Origin of the sequence: Ruegeria denitrificans (genome assembly GCF_001458295.1) — a bacterium.
GTDB lineage: Bacteria > Pseudomonadota > Alphaproteobacteria > Rhodobacterales > Rhodobacteraceae > Ruegeria > Ruegeria denitrificans.
This window is the reverse complement of sequence record NZ_CYUD01000006.1, coordinates 31,505-50,434: the sequence shown is the minus strand read 5'-3', so window position 1 is coordinate 50,434 and position 18,930 is coordinate 31,505. Positions and strand designations below refer to the sequence as shown.

19 protein-coding genes are annotated in these 18,930 nt (G+C 58.4%); 7 read left to right on the top strand and 12 right to left on the bottom strand.

Features of this window, described 5'->3' with window-relative positions:
• Positions 1-156: 156 nt before the first annotated feature.
• Positions 157-1,014 carry a DUF2189 domain-containing protein gene (locus tag RUE5091_RS10330; protein WP_058281840.1) on the top strand — a complete coding sequence of 286 codons (858 nt, stop codon included), beginning with the start codon at positions 157-159 and terminating at the stop codon, positions 1,012-1,014.
• Between the two features lie 31 nt (positions 1,015-1,045).
• On the opposite strand, the gene RUE5091_RS10325 is transcribed toward RUE5091_RS10330, so the two are convergent.
• A complete protein-coding gene (locus RUE5091_RS10325) occupies positions 1,046-2,032 on the bottom strand; it encodes an NAD(P)H-quinone oxidoreductase (RefSeq protein ID WP_058281839.1) in 987 nt (328 codons plus the stop codon).
• 55 nt (positions 2,033-2,087) lie between these two features.
• Positions 2,088-2,780 (bottom strand): COQ9 family protein, encoded by a 693-nt coding sequence (locus RUE5091_RS10320; protein WP_058281838.1) that lies wholly within the window; start codon positions 2,778-2,780, stop codon positions 2,088-2,090.
• 111 nt (positions 2,781-2,891) lie between these two features.
• Here RUE5091_RS10320 and rpsU point away from each other — a divergent pair, with 111 nt between their 5' ends.
• From rpsU to RUE5091_RS10305, 3 genes are all read left to right on the top strand, one after another.
• Positions 2,892-3,098, top strand: a complete 207-nt coding sequence (gene rpsU / locus RUE5091_RS10315; protein ID WP_005614280.1) for a 30S ribosomal protein S21 — start codon at positions 2,892-2,894, stop codon at positions 3,096-3,098.
• A 295-nt stretch (positions 3,099-3,393) separates the two neighbouring features.
• Positions 3,394-4,338, top strand: coding sequence for a CAP domain-containing protein (locus RUE5091_RS22625; RefSeq protein WP_082643617.1), 945 nt, complete (start codon positions 3,394-3,396; stop codon positions 4,336-4,338).
• Positions 4,339-4,571: 233 nt separating this feature from the next.
• Complete coding sequence (locus tag RUE5091_RS10305) at positions 4,572-5,672, top strand: CAP domain-containing protein (RefSeq protein ID WP_243470759.1); 1,101 nt, start codon at positions 4,572-4,574, stop codon at positions 5,670-5,672.
• Positions 5,673-5,732: 60 nt separating this feature from the next.
• Here the strand turns inward: RUE5091_RS10305 and ppk2 are convergent, their stop codons facing one another.
• Positions 5,733-6,650 carry a polyphosphate kinase 2 gene (gene ppk2 / locus RUE5091_RS10300; protein WP_058282066.1) on the bottom strand — a complete coding sequence of 306 codons (918 nt, stop codon included), beginning with the start codon at positions 6,648-6,650 and terminating at the stop codon, positions 5,733-5,735.
• A 281-nt stretch (positions 6,651-6,931) separates the two neighbouring features.
• On the opposite strand from ppk2, the gene RUE5091_RS10295 reads away from it, so the two are divergent.
• Positions 6,932-7,771 carry a CPBP family intramembrane glutamic endopeptidase gene (locus RUE5091_RS10295; RefSeq protein WP_207383729.1) on the top strand — a complete coding sequence of 280 codons (840 nt, stop codon included), beginning with the start codon at positions 6,932-6,934 and terminating at the stop codon, positions 7,769-7,771.
• Positions 7,772-7,774: 3 nt separating this feature from the next.
• On the opposite strand, the gene RUE5091_RS10290 is transcribed toward RUE5091_RS10295, so the two are convergent.
• Positions 7,775-8,233: an Lrp/AsnC family transcriptional regulator gene (locus RUE5091_RS10290; RefSeq protein ID WP_058281836.1), complete on the bottom strand. Its 459-nt coding sequence runs from the start codon at positions 8,231-8,233 to the stop codon at positions 7,775-7,777.
• Between the two features lie 138 nt (positions 8,234-8,371).
• Between RUE5091_RS10290 and ald the strand changes: the two genes are divergently transcribed.
• Positions 8,372-9,490, top strand: a complete 1,119-nt coding sequence (gene ald / locus RUE5091_RS10285) for an alanine dehydrogenase (RefSeq protein WP_058282064.1) — start codon at positions 8,372-8,374, stop codon at positions 9,488-9,490.
• A 192-nt stretch (positions 9,491-9,682) separates the two neighbouring features.
• On the opposite strand, the gene RUE5091_RS10280 is transcribed toward ald, so the two are convergent.
• Positions 9,683-10,495, bottom strand: a complete 813-nt coding sequence (locus RUE5091_RS10280; protein WP_370732157.1) for a mechanosensitive ion channel family protein — start codon at positions 10,493-10,495, stop codon at positions 9,683-9,685.
• Between the two features lie 208 nt (positions 10,496-10,703).
• On the opposite strand from RUE5091_RS10280, the gene RUE5091_RS10275 reads away from it, so the two are divergent.
• On the top strand, positions 10,704-11,402 hold the full coding sequence (locus RUE5091_RS10275) for a glutathione S-transferase family protein (protein ID WP_058281835.1): 699 nt from the start codon (positions 10,704-10,706) through the stop codon (positions 11,400-11,402).
• Positions 11,403-11,472: 70 nt separating this feature from the next.
• Here the strand turns inward: RUE5091_RS10275 and RUE5091_RS10270 are convergent, their stop codons facing one another.
• The 7 genes from RUE5091_RS10270 to RUE5091_RS10240 form a co-directional block, all read right to left on the bottom strand.
• Entirely contained in the window at positions 11,473-11,922 is a 450-nt protein-coding gene (locus RUE5091_RS10270; protein WP_058282062.1) for a YtoQ family protein, read from the bottom strand.
• A gap of 104 nt (positions 11,923-12,026) precedes the next feature.
• A complete protein-coding gene (gene pheT / locus RUE5091_RS10265; protein WP_058281834.1) occupies positions 12,027-14,423 on the bottom strand; it encodes a phenylalanine--tRNA ligase subunit beta in 2,397 nt (798 codons plus the stop codon).
• 88 nt (positions 14,424-14,511) lie between these two features.
• A complete protein-coding gene (locus tag RUE5091_RS10260) occupies positions 14,512-14,919 on the bottom strand; it encodes a cupin domain-containing protein (RefSeq protein ID WP_058281833.1) in 408 nt (135 codons plus the stop codon).
• 69 nt (positions 14,920-14,988) lie between these two features.
• Positions 14,989-15,795 (bottom strand): CE1 family esterase, encoded by an 807-nt coding sequence (locus RUE5091_RS10255; RefSeq protein ID WP_058281832.1) that lies wholly within the window; start codon positions 15,793-15,795, stop codon positions 14,989-14,991.
• 211 nt (positions 15,796-16,006) lie between these two features.
• The gene (locus tag RUE5091_RS10250; protein ID WP_131726298.1) at positions 16,007-16,357 is read right to left on the bottom strand and encodes a hypothetical protein; all 351 of its coding nucleotides are present in this window, start codon (positions 16,355-16,357) and stop codon (positions 16,007-16,009) included.
• Between the two features lie 41 nt (positions 16,358-16,398).
• Positions 16,399-17,472 carry a phenylalanine--tRNA ligase subunit alpha gene (gene pheS / locus RUE5091_RS10245; protein ID WP_058281830.1) on the bottom strand — a complete coding sequence of 358 codons (1,074 nt, stop codon included), beginning with the start codon at positions 17,470-17,472 and terminating at the stop codon, positions 16,399-16,401.
• An 83-nt stretch (positions 17,473-17,555) separates the two neighbouring features.
• Positions 17,556-18,926, bottom strand: a complete 1,371-nt coding sequence (locus RUE5091_RS10240) for a glutamate--cysteine ligase (RefSeq protein WP_058281829.1) — start codon at positions 18,924-18,926, stop codon at positions 17,556-17,558.
• Positions 18,927-18,930: the final 4 nt, after the last annotated feature.

Sequence of the window (18,930 nt, the reverse complement as noted above, 5' to 3'; positions counted from 1 at the left end):
CTGAAAATAAGGGCAATCCGCACAATTCCGCATCACGCAACCGCAACGAGAAAAAATATGCTATACTGCTATCTGTGCGTTGCCGGCGAGTCCGGCCAAGGGCAATTGTTGCCGGATTCACCCCGCTGCGCTGATACGCAATGGGAGGGGATATCAATGGCGAAAACGATTGGAAATCCAATTAGCTGGGCCGCTCAGAATATCGGCGCGACCAGCGATCACATAGCCGAAAGCGTAAACCGCATCGGCAGTTCGGACACGCGGCATCTGCCGGTGGTGCAGAACCTGACAATGCAGGACATCAGGGCCTGTTTACGTGCGGGGTATGATGATTTTCTTGAGACACGCGCAGATGCCATCTTCATCGTGCTGATCTACCCTATCGCGGGGTTGCTGATGTTCGGGTTCGGGCTGAACCGCAACATGGTGCCGCTGTTGGCACCGCTGATCATGGGCTTCGCGCTGATCGGCCCGATCGCCGCTGTGGGCCTGTACGAAATCAGCCGCAAGCGCGAACAAGGGGACGAGGTGCATTGGCTGGACGCGTTTGGCGTGTTCCGTTCACCGTCCTTCGGAGCAATTCTGATGTTGGGCTTCTATCTGGTTATGCTGCTGCTGGTCTGGCTGATGGTAGCGCAGAGTATCTATGTCCACACGCTGGGCCCTGATCTGCCAACATCCATCGGTGCCTTCGTGACACAGTTATTCACCACCGGAGCGGGATGGACGATGATCATCTTCGGCAACGCGGTAGGGTTCTTGTTTGCTCTGGTCGCACTTGCGATCAGCGTGGTCAGCTTTCCGTTATTGCTGGACCGTAAAGTAGGTCTGCCAGTGGCGGTTGTGACCTCGGTCCGCGTGCTGCGGCAAAATCCCGGAGTGATACTGACATGGGGCTTTGTAGTCGCCGCCCTGCTGGTGATTGGCGCGATCCCGATGCTGCTGGGTTTAATCGTGGTGATGCCGGTTCTGGGTCATGCCACGTGGCATCTGTATCGCCGGGCCGTCGCCTAAAGCGCGCGGTCTGAACCGCGCGCCGGTCAGGTTATCCGGATACGTTCAAAGCAATCTTGCCGATGTGATTTGAACTTTCCATACGCGCATGCGCAGCGACGGCATCGGCCAGCGCGAACTCGCTGTCCATCACGGGCGCTACCCTTCCGGCGTCCAGCAATGGCCAGACCGCCTCGCGCAGGTTCTGCGCAATCTTTGCTTTGGCCAGATCGCTTTGCGGGCGCAGAGTGCTGCCTGTCAAGGTCAGTCGTCTGACCATCATCAGAGCGAAGTTCAGTTCGACCTTTGGCCCCTGCAAAAAGGCGATCTGCACCAGACGCCCATCCTCGGCCAGCGTCTTGATGTTCCGCGGGATATAGTCGCCACCAACCATGTCTAGAATCAGGTTCGCTCCGCCTTCGGCGCGCATGATGGCCACGAAATCCTCATCGCGGTAATTGATCGCCTTTTCGGCCCCCAGTTTGACGCAGGCCTCGCATTTTTCGGTCGACCCGGCGGTCGCAAAGACCCGTGCGCCGAATGCGTTGGCCAGTTGGATGGCTGTGGTCCCGATACCGCTGGAGCCACCGTGGATCAAAATACGCTCACCGGCTTTTAACCCGCCGCGCATAAAGACGTTGGACCACACGGTAAAGAAGGTCTCGGGCAGGCAGGCTGCCTCTTTCATGCCCATGCCCGCAGGCACCGGCAAACAATGCGTTGCAGGCGTGGCGACATATTCGGCATATCCACCGCCGGGCAACAACGCACAGACCTTGTCGCCAACCGACAGACCATCGACACCCGGGCCGATGGCCGCGACCTCTCCCGACGCTTCCAGACCCGGCAGATCGCTGGCACCCGGAGGGGGATCATATGCCCCTGCGCGCTGCAACGCATCCGGGCGGTTTACCCCGGCATATGCCACTTTGAGGATAATCTGCCCGGCCCGCGGCTCCGGCACGGGGCGGTCTGTCAGCTGCAAGACCTCTGGTCCACCGGGTTTGGTGATCTCAACGGCGCGCATTGTCTGGGTCATGGGCAAATCTCCTTTGCCCAATGCCTAGCAGGCAATTTCTGCAAGGCCCAGATGCTTACTTGCGCGGATTCAGCATCCCGGGCAGATCGACCCGCATTTTCACGGGCGGTTTCACGTGGCTGGCAAACCAGTTCGGCACTGCCAGAAACGGTTTGAACAGCGGATTGCCATTCACCTGCGCCTTGAGCTTTTCGAATTGCATGACGTTGTCGATGCGACGGTCCAGAAACTCCCACGTTTTCTGATGGTCCGGCGAATCATCCCCCAACCAGAACAACAGGGTCGAGGAATAGACTCCAGACAAGGTCGCGCGCTTGGTGTACCAGTTCACATCGTCCGAGGTATCGCCCAGCGTGTCCCAGATCAGATCGCAGGTCTGCCACAGCGCCTTGGCCCCATCCGCCGCATGGGTCGGCAGCGAAAACAGCGTCATGCCCCGGCGCACCAATTCCTTGTCGGGCACAGCCTCAAGCCGGAACCGAACGGCAGCGGCCACACGCTCGCGGAATTTCAACTCGCTCAGGTCGGTGGATTTCAGACGCTCTACCATGGCCGCATCCCCGCGCGCGTGAAAAGCCAGCGCCAGATCAACCGCGCCTCGGGGGCAGATCGCGCGCGCCAAACCGTCATCCAGATCGCAATCAATGATCGCGGCGCGAAAGCTGGTTTCAGACCAACCGTCAAAGGGCACGTGGGTCAGCATCGCGTCCAAAAGCTGTTGTTTTGCATCTTCATAGGTAACGGTCATGGCGGTTCTCCGGTTCTCGGGGCCAGTACTAGACAAGATAGACCGGCTTTGCTATACGGCCAACTCCTGCAATTTCCTTGCAACTCTATCTAGAAAGGTGGTGACAACCACATGCAGGTTAGTGTTCGCGACAATAACGTCGATCAGGCGCTTCGTGCCCTGAAGAAAAAGCTGCAGCGCGAAGGCGTGTTCCGTGAAATGAAGCTGAAGCAACATTTCGAGAAACCGTCCGAGAAAAAAGCGCGCGAGAAAGCTGAAGCGATCCGCCGTGCCCGTAAACTGGCACGTAAGAAAGCCCAGCGCGAAGGTCTGCTCTAAGACCCGCCTCGTCCAGCTTTGGATGACACTATTTGACGACCCCCGAGGCCCCGCCCGGGGGTTTGTCGTTTCTAGCACCGGTTGCATCCCGCCGAGTCTGCCTCAGCCCTAAGCGACAAGCTGCTAAATCGGACCAAGCAACATTTTGCCCGGCATTTTGCAGCGCAGCGAATCCCGCATCGGTAGCACGCCCCTGCTGAAATTCGCCTAAAACGCCGGCACCTCTATCAGTCTTTTCAATGCCTCCTGTAACTGGCCCCGTCTACTCAGACGACCACTTAAACCGGAGGCTACCATGTCAACTGCAAGTACATTCGAGCAAGAAATGCTGGCGCTGATCAATGATGAGCGCACATCCCGCGGATTGAACCCGCTGCAACTGGAAACCCGCCTGAACGACTCGGCCGAGGATCACAGCACCTGGATGCTGAACGCCGATATATTCAGCCACACCGGTTCGGGCGGATCGAGCGCGACCGAGCGTATGCAGGATGCCGGGTTCGATTTTTCGGGCAGCTGGCGGTCGGGTGAAAACATCGCCTGGCAATCGGAACGCGGCACTGAGGGCATCAGCGACGATGTGGAGCAACTGCACCAAAGCCTGATGAACAGCCCCGGCCACCGCGCCAACATCCTGAACCCTGACTACGAATATATCGGCATCGGGATTGAAGAAGGTGACTATAATGGGTGGGACGCCGTCATGGTGACCCAGAACTTTGCCACCACAGACGCCGAGGTCGTGCTGGACAATGGCGCGGCACCAACACCGCCCACGGACGAAGTGGCAGAACCCGAAGATCCCGTGACAGAAGATCCGGACACGGATGTTACCGAGACTGAAGACCCGGTTGAAGAAACGCCAGGCACGGACGTTACCGAGACCGAAGAACCGGTCGATGAAACGCCGGACACGGACGTCACCGAGACCGAAGAACCGGACGACGAAACGACGGACACTGATACAGTGGCAGGCGATTGCTTCAACGTCGAAGAGTTCCTTGCGGCGATCGAAGATTTCGTGAACGACCTGCTGGCTCTGGTCGACGATTTCAGGATGAACGACAACCTGGTGACTGATGCGGACAACACTGCAGAGGATGACTTCATGCTGACCCTGGATATGTGTGACGACACTCCGTCGGCAAGCGAGGATTCCCCGGTTATGGAGGCAGACGCACCGGATGATTTCTTTGTCCTGATGCCGGTCGATAACGGGTGCATGATGGACTTTGTCTAAGGACCTACGCAGGAAGTGGGGCACTGAAACGGCGTCCCACACCACATTCACAGCGCACTTGCGCAGGTTTTCGCACAAACAAGACGAAACGGGCGGTGGCAAATCGCCGAGCGAGTCGGGATGTCCGGATTGTGTCTGTATCCCGCCAAATTCTCGCCATTAATGTCACGCCAAAATAACTCAATTCAATTGGAGGCAGAATCATGTCAACCGCCAGCAATCTAGAAAGGCAGATGCTTGCGCTCATTAATGAGGAACGCACAAGCCGGGGGCTGCAGCCGCTGAAGCTTGAACGGCAGCTGAACGACTCGGCCGAAGATCACAGCGAATGGATGCTGCAGACGGACACCTTCAGCCATACCGGTCAGGGTGGATCAAGCGCGACGCAGCGGATGAGAGATGCGGGTTTCGATTTCACGGGCAGTTGGAGATCGGGTGAAAACATCGCCTGGCAATCGGAACGTGGCCCCGCTGGCGCCAGCGACGATGTCGTGCAACTGCACCAAAGCCTGATGAACAGCCCCGGCCACCGGGCCAACATCCTGAACCCCGATTTCGAATATATCGGGATCGGCATCGAAGAGGGTAACTTCAACGGTTGGGATGCCGTGATCGTGACTCAGAACTTTGCCACGACCTCCGCGCCGGTTCTGCTGGATACCGGTGGCTCAGGCGGCGGCTCAGGCGGCACCCCAACGCCAACCCAACCCGGCCAACTGGCCGTGGACGCGGGTACTGTCGGCGATGCATCAGATAACTGGTTTATTCTGAAATCCGGCCAGGCGGGAACACTGGATGGCGCAGACGGCGATGACATTCTTGGCGGCGGCAGCGGCAGCGATACGTTGCGGGGCGGAATGGGTGACGATAACCTGAGCGGTCATGGCGGCAACGACAGACTTTTTGGCGGCCAGGGCGTCGATTTGCTGAAGGGATCAACCGGGAATGACTTGCTGCAATCCGGCACAGGCGCTGATCGGCTACAAGGCGGTGCTGGTGACGATGTGCTTCGCGGTGGCCGTGGCCGCGACACCCTGATCGGAGGCGAAGACGACGATGTACTGATCGGTGCGCGCGGTATTGACACTCTGACTGGTGGTTCCGGTTCGGACACGTTCGTATTCACCATTGGGCCGGACACCGTCACGGACTTTACCCTGGAGGATTTCATCGACCTCAGCCAGAGTGCGGCGATCACCGGATATAACGACCTGATGACCAATCACATTTCGCAATCCGGCAGCGATGTGATCATCGACGACAACGCAGGGAATACCCTGACGTTGCAGAACACACAGCTTGCTGATCTGGCAAACGAATATTTCGTGTTCTAAATATTCCTGAAGCCCAAACAGAGAACGTCCCCGAATGCGGGGGCGTTTATTTGTTTTTGGTCAATAGATTTTGGGAACATGCAACTCATCCGGCAGGACGCGCCGTTCATATTCCGGGTTGTATTTTCGATCCGGCAAATCGACCTTTTCCTGCGGAACGTCTGTATAGGGGATCTTGGTCAGAAGATGCTCGATACAGTTCAGACGCTCTCGTTTCTTGTCGTTGCCTTCGACAATGTACCAAGGCGCCTCTGGGATGTTTGTGCGGAACAGCATGTCTTCCTTAGCCTTGGTGTAGGCCTCCCAGCGGATGCGGGATTCAAGGTCCATCGGCGACAGCTTCCATTGTTTCATCGGGTCATGAATACGCATGAGGAATCGCAGTTGCTGCTCCTCGTCCGTGATCGAGAACCAGTATTTCAGCAAGATGATCCCCGACCGCACCAGCATCCGTTCGAATTCGGGAACGTCCTGAAAGAACTGCCCCACCTGATCCTCGGACGCAAAGCCCATTACCCGTTCTACCCCGGCGCGGTTGTACCAGGACCGGTCGAACAGCACGATTTCCCCGGCTGCGGGCAGATGCGGCACATAGCGCTGAAAATACCATTGGCTTTGTTCCCGGCGGCTGGGCGCAGGCAAGGCGACCACGCGCGCGACCCGTGGATTTAGACGCTGGGTTATACGCTTGATCACGCCCCCTTTACCGGCACTGTCGCGCCCTTCGAACAGGATACAGACTTTGGCCCCGGTATACTGCACCCAGTCCTGCACCTTGATCAACTCGGCCTGCAGGCGCAGCAGATTGCGGAAATATACCTTGCGGTCCAGCATTTCAGGGTGCTGGTCCTTGTAGATCTTGCGGATTTCCATCGAAAGCATGGGTTCGCTGAACTCGATCTCGAAATCTTCGTCCAGCGTGTCTTCCAACTCGGCTTCCAGCCAATCTTTGGGGGCATCGTTATGTTCGTAAGCCAAGGTCTTTTCCTTATCGTCTATCGGGTCCGGACCGTACACCGAGCGTGTAACCACCTGATGTCATCAGAAGAATAGATGAAAGCCCTGCCCCAAGCGAAACCGTATATGGCAGCAAGGTCAAGGTTATGCAAAAAGGGGTTTGGTCTATCCCCAAATTTGAACCGACAAGTCACGGGATACAAGCGGCAGAATTGCCGCATTGCCAACAGGTTGGCGCTGACCTGCTTGCCTGACGATACATTCTAACGGCAGTAATACCCCGTCAAACCCTTGAGGCACCCGTGGCACATTTCATTTCCCTTCTGCCTGCGATCTGGCCCTGGTTCATCCTGATAGCGGCACAAATAGGCATGGCGGCTGGCCGACAAAGGTTGGGCCTGACTCTGCTGGCGGTGTTCACAGGTTCCGCAGCAGTGCTTGGTCTAGTGACCCCGATGGCGGTGACAATTGCAGCGGCGGGCCTGCTGGGCGCGGGGGGTCTGCGCCGTCTGACGGGCGGTACTGCCCTTTTTGCACACCTAGCGCTGATCCTTTGGTGCTTTGCGCTGGGGGCGCATCTGATCCCCGGATTTCACAATCTGCTGATTTTGGATCAAGTGCAGGCAGGACCGGAGAGTTCTGCCTTCACTATGTACCTCAATCTAGACAAGCCAATGGTCTTGTTTGCCGTTCTGTTGGCCTGGCCCGGTATGATCCATGACGGACGACAGTTCAGAACGATGCCATTGCTGACCGGGCTGGCGATGTTGCCTGCCCTGTTCATCCTAGCACTTGCATTGGGCGCGGTGCGATCCGAGATCGGCCTGCCCGTCTGGTGGCTGATCTTCGCTTTATCAAATCTGTTCCTGACCTGTCTGACCGAAGAGGCGTTTTTCCGCGGCTATATGCAGTCGGCTCTGTCTTCGCGAATTGGGGCGGGGTTGGGGATCGCGGCGGCCAGTCTTCTGTTCGGTCTGGCCCATGCAGGCGGAGGTCCAGCACTTGTAGTATTCGCCTCGATCCTCGGGGCCGCCTGCGGATTGGGATATTACGCAACCGGGCGGCTCTGGGTGCCAATTCTGATGCATTTTGGCTTCAACGCCCTGCATCTGGCGTTGTTCACCTATCCCGGCCCGGCCTAAGCATCACACCGGTAGGGCGGTGGTCTTGAACACTGTGCGCAACGCAAACGAGCTTTGCATCTGCGCCACGCCTGGCAGCCGCGACAGGTATTGGCGGTGGATACGGGCGAAATCCTCGGTGTTTTCAGCGACGACCTTCAGGATATAATCTGCCGTGCCGGCCATAAGATGGCATTCCAGAACGTCCGGAATCCGGGCCACAGACTTTTCGAACGCGTCCAGAAGCTCTTCAGCCTGACCCTGCAACGTGATCTCGACAAACACCGTCGTGGGCACATTCATCTTGCGCGCATCCAACAGCGCCACATAATTGCGGATATAACCGTCAGCTTCCAGTCGCTGAACCCGTCGGTGGCAGGCCGAAGGTGACAGATTCACCTGCTCGGACAGTTCCGCATTCGACATGCGGCCGTCCCGCTGTAGGGCCGCCAGAATCTTTTTATCTGTCGCGTCCAAGCTCATTCACGCAATTCCTTTGCGAGTTTTTAGTAATGTAACGCAGAATCTCCTAAATAAAAACCATTTCGCAGGCAGAGTTTCACAGAAATTGCGCTCCGAATCGCCCATTATTTAGGCAGTTTATGAATGGAGGAGCGAAAAATGAAAATCGGTTGCCCCAAGGAAATCAAACCCCAAGAATTCCGCGTTGGCATGACGCCCAACGCCGCGCAAGAGGCCGTTGCACGTGGCCATGAGGTTCTGATCGAAACCAATGCCGGGATCGGCTCGGGCTTTGATGATGAATCCTATGTCGCCGCCGGCGCCCGGATCATCGACACGGCAGAAGAGGTGTTCGCCACTGCCGACATGATCGTCAAGGTCAAGGAACCCCAGGCGGTCGAGCGCAAGATGCTGCGCGAAGGCCAGCTGCTGTTCACCTACTTGCACCTGGCACCCGATCCGGATCAGACCCATGACCTGCTGGCGTCAGGCTGTACCGCAATTGCATACGAAACCGTCACTGCGCCCGGCGGCGGCTTGCCTCTGCTGGCCCCGATGTCCGAGGTTGCCGGTCGTCTGGCTCCGCAAGTTGGCTCATGGACCCTGCAAAAGGCCAATGGTGGCCGCGGCGTTCTGATGGGCGGTGTTCCGGGCGTGGGTCCGGCCAAAGTCGTCGTGATCGGCGGCGGTGTTGTCGGCACGCATGCTGCAAAAATCGCAGCGGGCATGGGCGCGGATGTTACCATTCTGGATCGCTCTCTGCCGCGCCTGCGTTACCTCGATGACGTGTTCGGCGGAACTTTCAAAAACCAGTACTCGACCGCTGGTGCCACTGCCGAACTGATCCAGGATGCCGATATGGTTATCGGCGCGGTTCTGATCCCCGGTGCGGCCGCCCCCAAACTGGTGACCCGCGAGCAGCTGTCCACCATGAAACCCGGTGCGGTTCTGGTTGACGTTGCCATCGACCAGGGTGGCTGTTTTGAGACCTCCAAAGCAACCACCCACGCAGATCCGATCTACGACGTGGATGGCATCATGCACTACTGCGTTGCCAACATGCCGGGCGCCGTCGCGCGCACCTCGACCATCGCACTGGGCAACGCAACCATGCCGTTCCTGCTGTCACTGGCCGACAAAGGCTGGAAAAAAGCATGTCAGGACGACCCGCACCTGCTGGCCGGTCTGAACGTACATGCTGGCAAACTGACCTATGAAGCGGTTGGTACGGCGCTGGGTATCGACGTCGTCGCCCCCGAGGCGATCATCAACTCCTAAGGTCCTCCCGCCCCTGAAAGCGCCCTCTGACGAGGGCGTTTACAGCGTTGGGCCAAGCGCCGCACCTGCGGTGCTGCGCAGTTGAACTTTGATCCAACCTTCCTACAAACGAAAACGGCGCCGCGCGATCAGCGCGGCGCCGGGCCCAACAAGAGGAGGGCATTCCAATGCCCGATCGATGGGCGGGAGCCCTCAGGCCTGTTTGTGAATCTCCACAGAATGCGGATACGGGATCGACACGCCTTTTGCGTCGAACGCCTCTTTCACAGCTTTGGTGATTTCGAATTTCACATCCCAATAATCCGCCGCTGCGCACCACAGGCGGGCTGTCAGATCAACCGAACTGTCGCCCAGATTGGTGACACGCACCCAAGGCTCGGGGTCGCTGTGAATTCGTTCATCTGCTTTAGCAACGTCCAGAATGATCTTCATGGCCTCATCTGCGCTGTCGCCATAATCGATGCCGAAAACCAGATCGACGCGCCGGGTGTCATGCGCCGAATAGTTGGTGATGATCGAGCCCCAAGATTGCCCGTTGGGTACGATGATCTGCACATTGTCAGGCGTCACCAGTTCGGTGGTGAACAGGTTTAAGTCTTTAACCGTCCCTGCCGTACCCCCAATATCCACATATTGACCCAGCTTGTATGGGCGGAACACTACCAACATGACACCGGCCGCCAGATCGCTGAGCGTTCCTTGCAGCGCCAGGCCAATGGCCAGTGACGCGGCACCCAGAATGGCAACAATGCTTGTGGCTTCGATCCCGAAGATACCCAGAACGGCAACCAGAACCATCGCCAGGATGACCCATTTCACCAGACTGGCCGAGAAATTGCCCAGCGTCGGATCAATCTGTGGGGTCGAGTTGATCCGGCGGCGCACCAGGCCACCAACGGCCCCAGCCACGATCCATCCAAGGATCAGAACAATCAACGCCTTGACCGCGTTCATGATCAGCGGGGCAAACGCGCCCACCTGTGTTACGACCTCATCCACGGCCATCTCCTTTCAACAACAAGAAACCCGCGGCTTTGGCGCGGGATTTGCCAAAGTCTGAGGCAAAAACACCCTTTGGTCTAGGTGCCAGTTGCACCGGATTTCCCCGTTGTTCACCAGCAAACACGCGCTGACCGGCCGCGCACAGCTTTGGGGGGTTACAAGATGACCCGCCGCTCCCTACCTTTGGGTCATACCCACTCAGGAGCTCCCAATGCTGGACACCAAACTTCATCCGATCATGAATCGCTGGCCCGCGCAGTTCCCAGACCGAATTCAACTGTATTCCTTCCCCACTCCAAACGGGGTCAAAGCCTCGATTATGCTGGAAGAGACCAGCCTACCTTATGAGGCGCATAAGGTTACCCTGTCGGATGCGGATGTCAAAAGTCCCGAGTTTCTGTCGCTGAACCCAAACAACAAGATCCCTGCGATCATTGACCCGAACGGCCCAGACGGAGAGCCCATTGGATTGTTCGAAAGCGGTGCCATCCTGCTGTATCTGGCCGAAAAGTCTGGCAAGTTCATTGGCCAGACCAAGGCGGACAAACACCGGATCACCCAATGGTTGATGTTCCAGATGGGCGGCATTGGCCCGATGTTTGGGCAGCTTGGTTTTTTCCACAAATTCGCCGGCAGCGAGATCGAAGACCCAAGACCCCGTGAGCGGTATGTAAACGAGGCCAAACGGCTGCTGAACGTGCTAAACCAGCAACTTGACGGGCAGGACTGGATCGCCAGAGAGTACTCGATTGCCGATATAGCCATCGCGCCCTGGCTGCGCGGGCTGGAATTTTATGGCGCCAAAGAACTGGTCGGTTGGGACGACTACACCAATGTGACGGCCTATCTGGACCGGTTTCTTGATCGCCCGGCCGTTCAGACAGGGCTTGTGACGCCGTCACGGGACTGACCGCACAGTTCTTCGGCGTGCCCGGGCTTGCGGTCGCAATGTGCCGCAAGCCCGCTTTTACAGGACTAAATTAACCCGGCAGCTTGCCGGTTAGCACATAGCGCAGAATCTCAACCACTTGCGAGGGTTGCTCGGCCACGGCCAGCGCGGCAGCGTCCACCTCTTTCAGCGGGTGCTGGTGTTCTGGGCCGTGCAGCACGATCAGCGACTTACCCAGCGCCGCCGCATAGCCCGCGTCAAAGGCTGCGTTCCACTGTTTGTATTTCTCGCCAAACCGAACCACGACAACATCGGCATCCTCAATGCCCTTGCGGGTGCGGATCGCGTTGACCATCGCACCTTTGTGGTCGTGCCAGTATTTGTTCGGCTCTTGACCCAGAATGGCCACGCCGCAATCATCGCTGGCGTCGTGATCGGTCACGGGGCTGTTGAATGTGATGTCCAACCCCTGTGCGCCTTCGGTGATTTGTTCGCGCCAATCGGTGTGGATTTCTCCGGACAGGTAGACGTTAAGACCCATTTCAAACTCCGTTTTTGCTTCCATGCCCACTCAAGGCGCTTTCAGGGAAAGCCCCGTGAACACCGCGTCCCTAGGCGCGGTGTTCGATTCTTAGGCCAGATATGTCACCCGCGCAGAACGCCGCCGGTGGCTTTGGAAACCTTGGCGATGATCTTCTCGGCCACGGCTTCGATGTCTTTTTCCTTCAGCGTCGCATCTGTCGGCTGCAGGCGCACGGTGATGGCCAGAGATTTCTTGCCGTCACCCAGGCTGCCGCCGATGAATTCGTCAAAGACGCGCACATCCTCGATCAGGGCCTTGTCGGCCCCGGCAGCAGCATTCACCAGCGTCAGCGCCTCGACACCCTCGTCGACGACAAATGCAAAGTCACGCTCAACCGCTTGCAGATCACGCAGTTCCAGCGCGGCACGGGTGGCACCGGATTTACGGGGAAGAGGCACCTCGTCCGGCCAGATGGTGAAGGCCATCGCCGGGCCTTTGATGTCCAACGTCTGTAACACGCGCGGGTGCAACTCGCCAAAGACGCCCAGCACCTTTTTTGGACCCAAACAAATCTTGCCGTGACGGCCCGGATGCCACCAGGCATCACCGTCACGCAAGATTTGCACCTTGGCGGGTGCGCCGATGGCGGCCAGAACAGCCTCGGCATCCGCTTTAACGTCGAACACATCGACCGATCGCGAAGCGCCGTGCACATCTTTGGGACCATTGCGACCGACCAACAAGCCGGTGATCTGGATTTTCTGATCGCCCGGTTCACCATCATGGAACACCGGACCAACTTCAAACAAAGCCACATCCGCATAACCGCGCGCCTGATTGCGGGCGGCAGCCTGCAGCAGACCGGGCAGCAGATCGGGGCGCATATGGCTCATCTCGGACGAGATCGGGTTTTCCAACTGAGTCGCTTCGTCCCCGCCACCAAACAAGGCCGCCGAGGCCTGATCGATGAAGGTGTAGGAAACACATTCATTGTATCCCAGCGCTGCGCAGGTGCGGCGCGCCATCGATTGACGGCGTTGTGTCGGGGTCATCACAGGATTGGGGATTCCATCGGTCACACGCGGCAACGGCTTGCCCTGCAGTTTGGTCAGGGATGCAATCCGCGCGACCTCTTCCACCAGATCGGCCTCACCCATGACATCTGGGCGCCAGCTGGGCACATGGGCCATCTCGCCCTCAAGGCGGAAGCCCAGTCGGGTCAGGGTCTGGCGCTGCTCGCTTTCAGGAATGTCCATCCCAACCAACGACTGTACGCGCTCGGCATCCAGCTTGTAGGCGCGCGCATGGTTCGGCACTTTGCCCGCTTCGACCACCTTGGACGCCTCTCCGCCGCAGATATCCAGAATCATCTGTGTCGCCTGCTCCAGCCCTTCCAGCGTGTATTCAGGGTCGACGCCACGTTCGAACCGATAGCGCGCGTCAGAGTTGATCTTGAGCGCACGCCCGGTCAGCGCGACCTGAACATGATCCCAGAACGCGCTTTCAAGAAACACGTTGACTGTTTCATCGGTGCAGCCGGTTGCCTCACCGCCCATGACGGCTGAAATGGATTCCGGGCCATTGTCGTCCGAAATCACCATCATGCCGGGTTGCATGGTATATTCTTTCTCGTCCAACGCGACCAGCTTCTCGCCACCTTTAGCACGGTGCACCCGTAGGTTTCCGTGCACCTTGTCGGCATCGAACACGTGCAGAGGACGGTTGTGGTCGTAGGTCATGTAGTTAGTGATATCCACCAAGGCCGAGATCGGGCGCAGACCTATCGCTTTCAACTGATCCTGCAACCACTGAGGGCTGGGACCGTTTTTGACCCCCCGGATCAAACGACCGGTGTAATATGGCGCGCCGTCCAGTGTATCCTTGTCGATTGTCACCTTGATCGGGCTTTCGAATTCACCCGGCACCGGCACATAGTCACGAACTTTCAACGTGCCCAATCCCCGTGCCGCCAGGTCGCGGGCGATCCCGGCCACACCCAGCGCATCGGGACGGTTCGGTGTGATCGCGATCTCGATCATCGGGTCGACCTTGGACGGCTCATTCTCGGCCAGCCAGTCGATGAACTTGTCACCCACCGCGCCCGAGGGCAGCTCGATGATGCCATCATGCTCATCCGACAGTTCCAGCTCGCGCTCGGACGCCATCATGCCAAAGCTCTCAACACCGCGGATCTTGCCGACGCTGATGGTCAGGTCCAAACCGGGAATATACATGCCCGGTTTGCAAACTACGACAGTGATGCCTTCGCGTGCGTTTGGGGCACCGCAGATGATCTGCAGCTCGCCCTCATCCGTGTCCACCTTGCAAACGCGCAGCTTGTCAGCGTCGGGGTGTTTCTCGGCGTGTTTCACATACCCAAGGGTAAAGTCCTTCAGCCGGTCTGCCGGGTTCACGATCTCTTCGACCTCAAGGCCCAGATCAGTCAGCGCCTCAGCAATCTCGTCCACCGAAGCGTCAGTGTCGAGGTGGTCTTTCAGCCAGGAAAGAGTGAATTTCATCGGTCGGTTTCCGCCAGTAAATCTCGGGTCAGACCGCGTTTACCGGATAATGCGCAGAGGGGAAAGAGGGCGCGTAAGGCCGTCGCCCTTACTCCTCGGTCACTGTGTTGGAAACGCTGTTCGATCCGGCAAACACCGCCAGAATCCGAGCGATCCCGTCGCCGGTATTCTCGCCCACATGGGGCGACCGGAACGCCTCGACCAACGCATCACCTTCTTTGTAGGTCCGGCTGCCCGCATCACCATAATCAACAGTGATCTCACCTTCGAGGATATAGGCCGCCAGCGGCGCGTCATGGCGGTGTAGGCCGGTTTTCTGACCGGGCTGCATGGTGACGATGGCCATGGTGATCTGCGGCGTGCCTTCGGGATATTCCAGCGCCTCGCCAATGACCGAGGTTTCGGTTTGCAACAGCACGTCGACCGGTGGGTAGGTGTCACGCGCAAAGGCGGGCGCGGCAGCTAGGATCAGGGCGAAAGGCAAATGCAGTTTCATGCGTTAAGAAATCCCGTGTCAGATCGTTTCGCCTAACAGGAGGGTTAGCGGGCGGCGATGTCAAATAGTTCAGGGATAGCTTGGGGTGCGGCCCAGCAATTCATCCAACTGCCGCCCGATCCAGCCATGGGGGATGAAGTGCCCGCCAGGATGCGTGTCCAGCACCACCTGCCCCTGCGCGCAATTGGTCCACTCCATCCGGCTGAGCGTCAGGATCGGCACCACGCTCCAGTCCCCGCGCGGGGCCCCGTCGTGGCAGCCATATTTCTGCCGCCACAGCGCCACCGGATAGGTGGTGTCGCCATCCGCGCCATAGGGGAAATCCATCACCGTATCACTCAGGCCATGCACATGCCGCGCCTCGCGGGGCGCTTCGGGGCAGTCTTCAGTCTGACGGATCGAACCCGCAACGGCCAACAGCGCCGCCGTGTCATTGCCCGACTGGCAGACATAGCGCCACGCCATTGCCCCGCCAAAGGAATAGCCCGAGACATAGATGCGATCGGGGTCAATCGGATAGCGTCTGGCCACGTCCTCTAACACCCGATCAGCAAAGGGCACGTCGCCCGTGTCCGACGCCCAAAAATCCCAGCTTTTGCCCAACCCGTTCGGGGCCACCAGCAACACACCGCGCAGTTTTGTGGCCCCGGCGATGCGTTCGTGGTTCACCACCACATTCCCCTGCCGCGCCCAGCCATGGAAATGCAGCAACACCGGCAGAGGCGTTTCGCCATCCCAGCCCTCGGGTTCAAGGACGTGATACGAGCGATCCCCGAGATCACAGGCGGTGTCGCCATGGCATTCGGTGTTCCACGGCCCCATGGCGAATACGGGAGAGGCGGTCAGCAGGAAGAGGCAGAGCAGTCGGTAAATCATCCGTCGAACCCTAGCGAGCCTGCGCCCGCTGTCACGTCACAACCCCGTGCGAGCCTGTAACAAGCCGCGCTGTCGTCAGACCGCGGGATGGCGATCCTCGGGCAATGTTGGGTAATTTATGCTGACCAAGTCCGTGTAGCGTTCAAACGGAGTGCCTGCGGAAACAAATCGCCAGCCCGTGCGGGCGGTCTGGCGATGGCGCGGTACAATCTCAACTCAAAACTTTTAGGACTATGTCTGACGTCAGCGCGCTAACCACGTAAGGCACACCCAATGAAATACTTGTCGTAACCGCTACAAAACCAATTTTTGCCAAAGGTTTATCTGCATGCGATTTAAGATGCTCGAACAGCAGTGCAAGTAGGTAATTCGCCCCTCTTAATATGTAGACACCAGTCGAAACCCAACATACCGCCAACAGTGCAAACAATAGGATTGAAGCCGACTCATGCATGCCGGCTTTGAGCAAGCCTAGAACAATTCCCGCCTGTATTAGGCTAAATACTGACGAGAAAATCTTCTCAGCCCGTTCCCAACCAATTCGGTTTGCTTCAACGTCCAAATTGTCTGACCCTAAGAGTAGGTACAGCTTTTGGAAAAACCTCACCTAGACAATCCACCATGCAGGTTCGGCATATCCAGCGCCGCAAACCCATAGTGGCGCAGCCAGCGCAGGTCGGAATCAAAGAACGCCCGCAAGTCAGGAATCCCGTATTTCAGCATCGCCAAACGGTCGATGCCGATTCCAAATGCAAAGCCCTGATAGACCTCAGGATCAATCCCACCGGCGGCGATCACCTTGGGATGGACCATGCCCGAGCCCAAAATCTCCATCCAGTCGTCGCCCTCGCCGATCTTCAGCTGGCCGTTGTCCCAGGAACAGCGGATATCGACCTCGGCCGAAGGCTCGGTGAAGGGGAAGTGCGAGGCGCGGAAGCGCAGTTCGACGTCGTCGACCTCGAAGAAGGCCTTTACGAACTCTTCCAGAACCCATTTCAGGTTCGCCATCGAGATGTCCTTGTCGATGGCCAGCCCTTCGACCTGATGGAACATCGGCGTGTGGGTCTGGTCATAGTCGGCGCGGTACACGCCGCCCGGACAGATGACGCGGATGGGCGCGCCCTGTTTCTCCATCGACCGAATCTGCACCGGAGAGGTATGGGTCCGCAGCACATGCGGCGGGCGATTGTCGCCCTCGGCACGGTGCATATAGAACGTGTCCATCTCGGCCCGCGCGGGGTGGTGGCCAGGGATGTTCAGGGCATCAAAGTTATACCAGTCATCCTCGATCCGCGGCCCTTCGGCTACCGAGAAGCCCAGTTCAGCAAAGATCGCGGTCAATTCTTCGGTCGCCTGGCTGATCGGGTGGATCGAGCCCTGACGACGCGCACGGGTCGGCAGAGTAACGTCCAGCCATTCGGTGCGCAGACGTTCATCCAGCGCGGCATCGGCCAAAGCGGATTTCTTGGCGGACAGGGCCGAGTTGATCTCGTCCTTCAGGGCGTTCAGCGCGGGGCCTGCGACTTGGCGTTCCTCGGGCGTCATTTTGCCCAGCTCGCGCATCTTCAGCGCAACCTCGCCTTTTTTGCCCACAGCGGCGACGCGGATCGCCTCAAGCGCGTTTTCGTCGCCTGCCTCGGCAATCTGCCCCAGATATTTTGACTTAAGATCGTCCATGACGCTTTCCGAAACCGGCCCCTGAATTTGGTCCAGAACCTGCTATCGGCCAATCCGGATGAATGCAAGCCGCACGGCGCGGATCAATAGCTGTATTCCGGGAACACCCGTGTCAGATCGCCATTCCAATCGCCATTGTAGTGATCCAGCAACTCATCCGCCGGAACCTTGCCGGTTTCGATGCTGTCCTTCAGCGCGTTGAGGAAATGGGTCTCATCCGGGACCAGACCGCCTGCGCCAGGGAAGGCGCGGGATTTCAGACCGGCCTCAGAGATTGCGACCACCTCACGCGCCAGATCGTGCATGTTGATGTTGCCGACCTGCGCCTGCAACCCGTCTTTAGCGGCCTCGATCCGCAGTGCTTCACGCGTTTCGGCATCCCAGCCTTTGACCAGATCCCAAGCCGCATCCAGCGCGCCCTGATCGTAGGTCAGACCGACCCAGAACGCTGGCAGCGCACACAGGCGACGCCACGGGCCACCATCGGCACCGCGCATCTCCATGAACTTCTTGATCCGTGCCTCGGGGAAGGCGGTGGTCAGGTGATCGGCCCAATCCGACAGGGTCGGCGTTTCGCCCGGCAGCGCGGGCAGTTTGCCTTGCAGGAAGTCGCGGAAGGACTGGCCCAGCGCGTCGACATACTGACCGTCGCGATAGACGAAATACATTGGTACATCCAACGCGTATTGGACCCAGCGTTCGAACCCGAACCCTTCCTCGAACACAAAGGGCAGCATGCCGGTGCGTGCATTGTCCAGATGCTGCCAGATATAGCTGCGCCAGCTTTTCTGGCCATTGGGCTTGCCTTCGAAGAACGGAGAATTGGCAAACAGAGCCGTCGCCACAGGCTGCAACGCCAGTGCGACGCGCAGTTTCTGCACCATGTCGGCCTCGGACCCGAAGTCGATATTGACCTGCACGGTGCAGGTCCGGCGCATCATCGACCGGCCCATGGTGCCGACCTTCTCCATATAGTCGTTCATCAGCCGATACCGCCCTTTGGGCATCAGCGGCATTTCATCATGTGTCCAGATTGGCGCGGCCCCAAGGCCGATGAAACCAACGCCGATCTTGTCGGCGATATCTTTCACGTCGCGCAGGTGGGCGTTCACCTCATCACAAGTTTCATGAATGGTTTCCAAAGGCGCACCGGACAGCTCCAACTGTCCGCCGGGTTCAAGCGAAACGTTCGCCCCGTCTTTTTGCAGGCCGATAAGCTTGCCGTTCTCTTCCAGCGGCTCCCACGCGTGCAGGTCTCGCAGGCCTTTGAGTACGGCAAGGATCGAGCGCTCGCCCTCATAAGGCAGCGGTTTCAGCGTGTCTTTGCAATAGCCGAACTTTTCATGTTCGGTACCGATGCGCCAATCCTGCTTGGGCTTGCAACCCGATTCCAGATATTCGGCCAGTTGCTCATGGCGTTCAATCGGTCCGCCGCCGGACTGGGGGATGGACATGAAC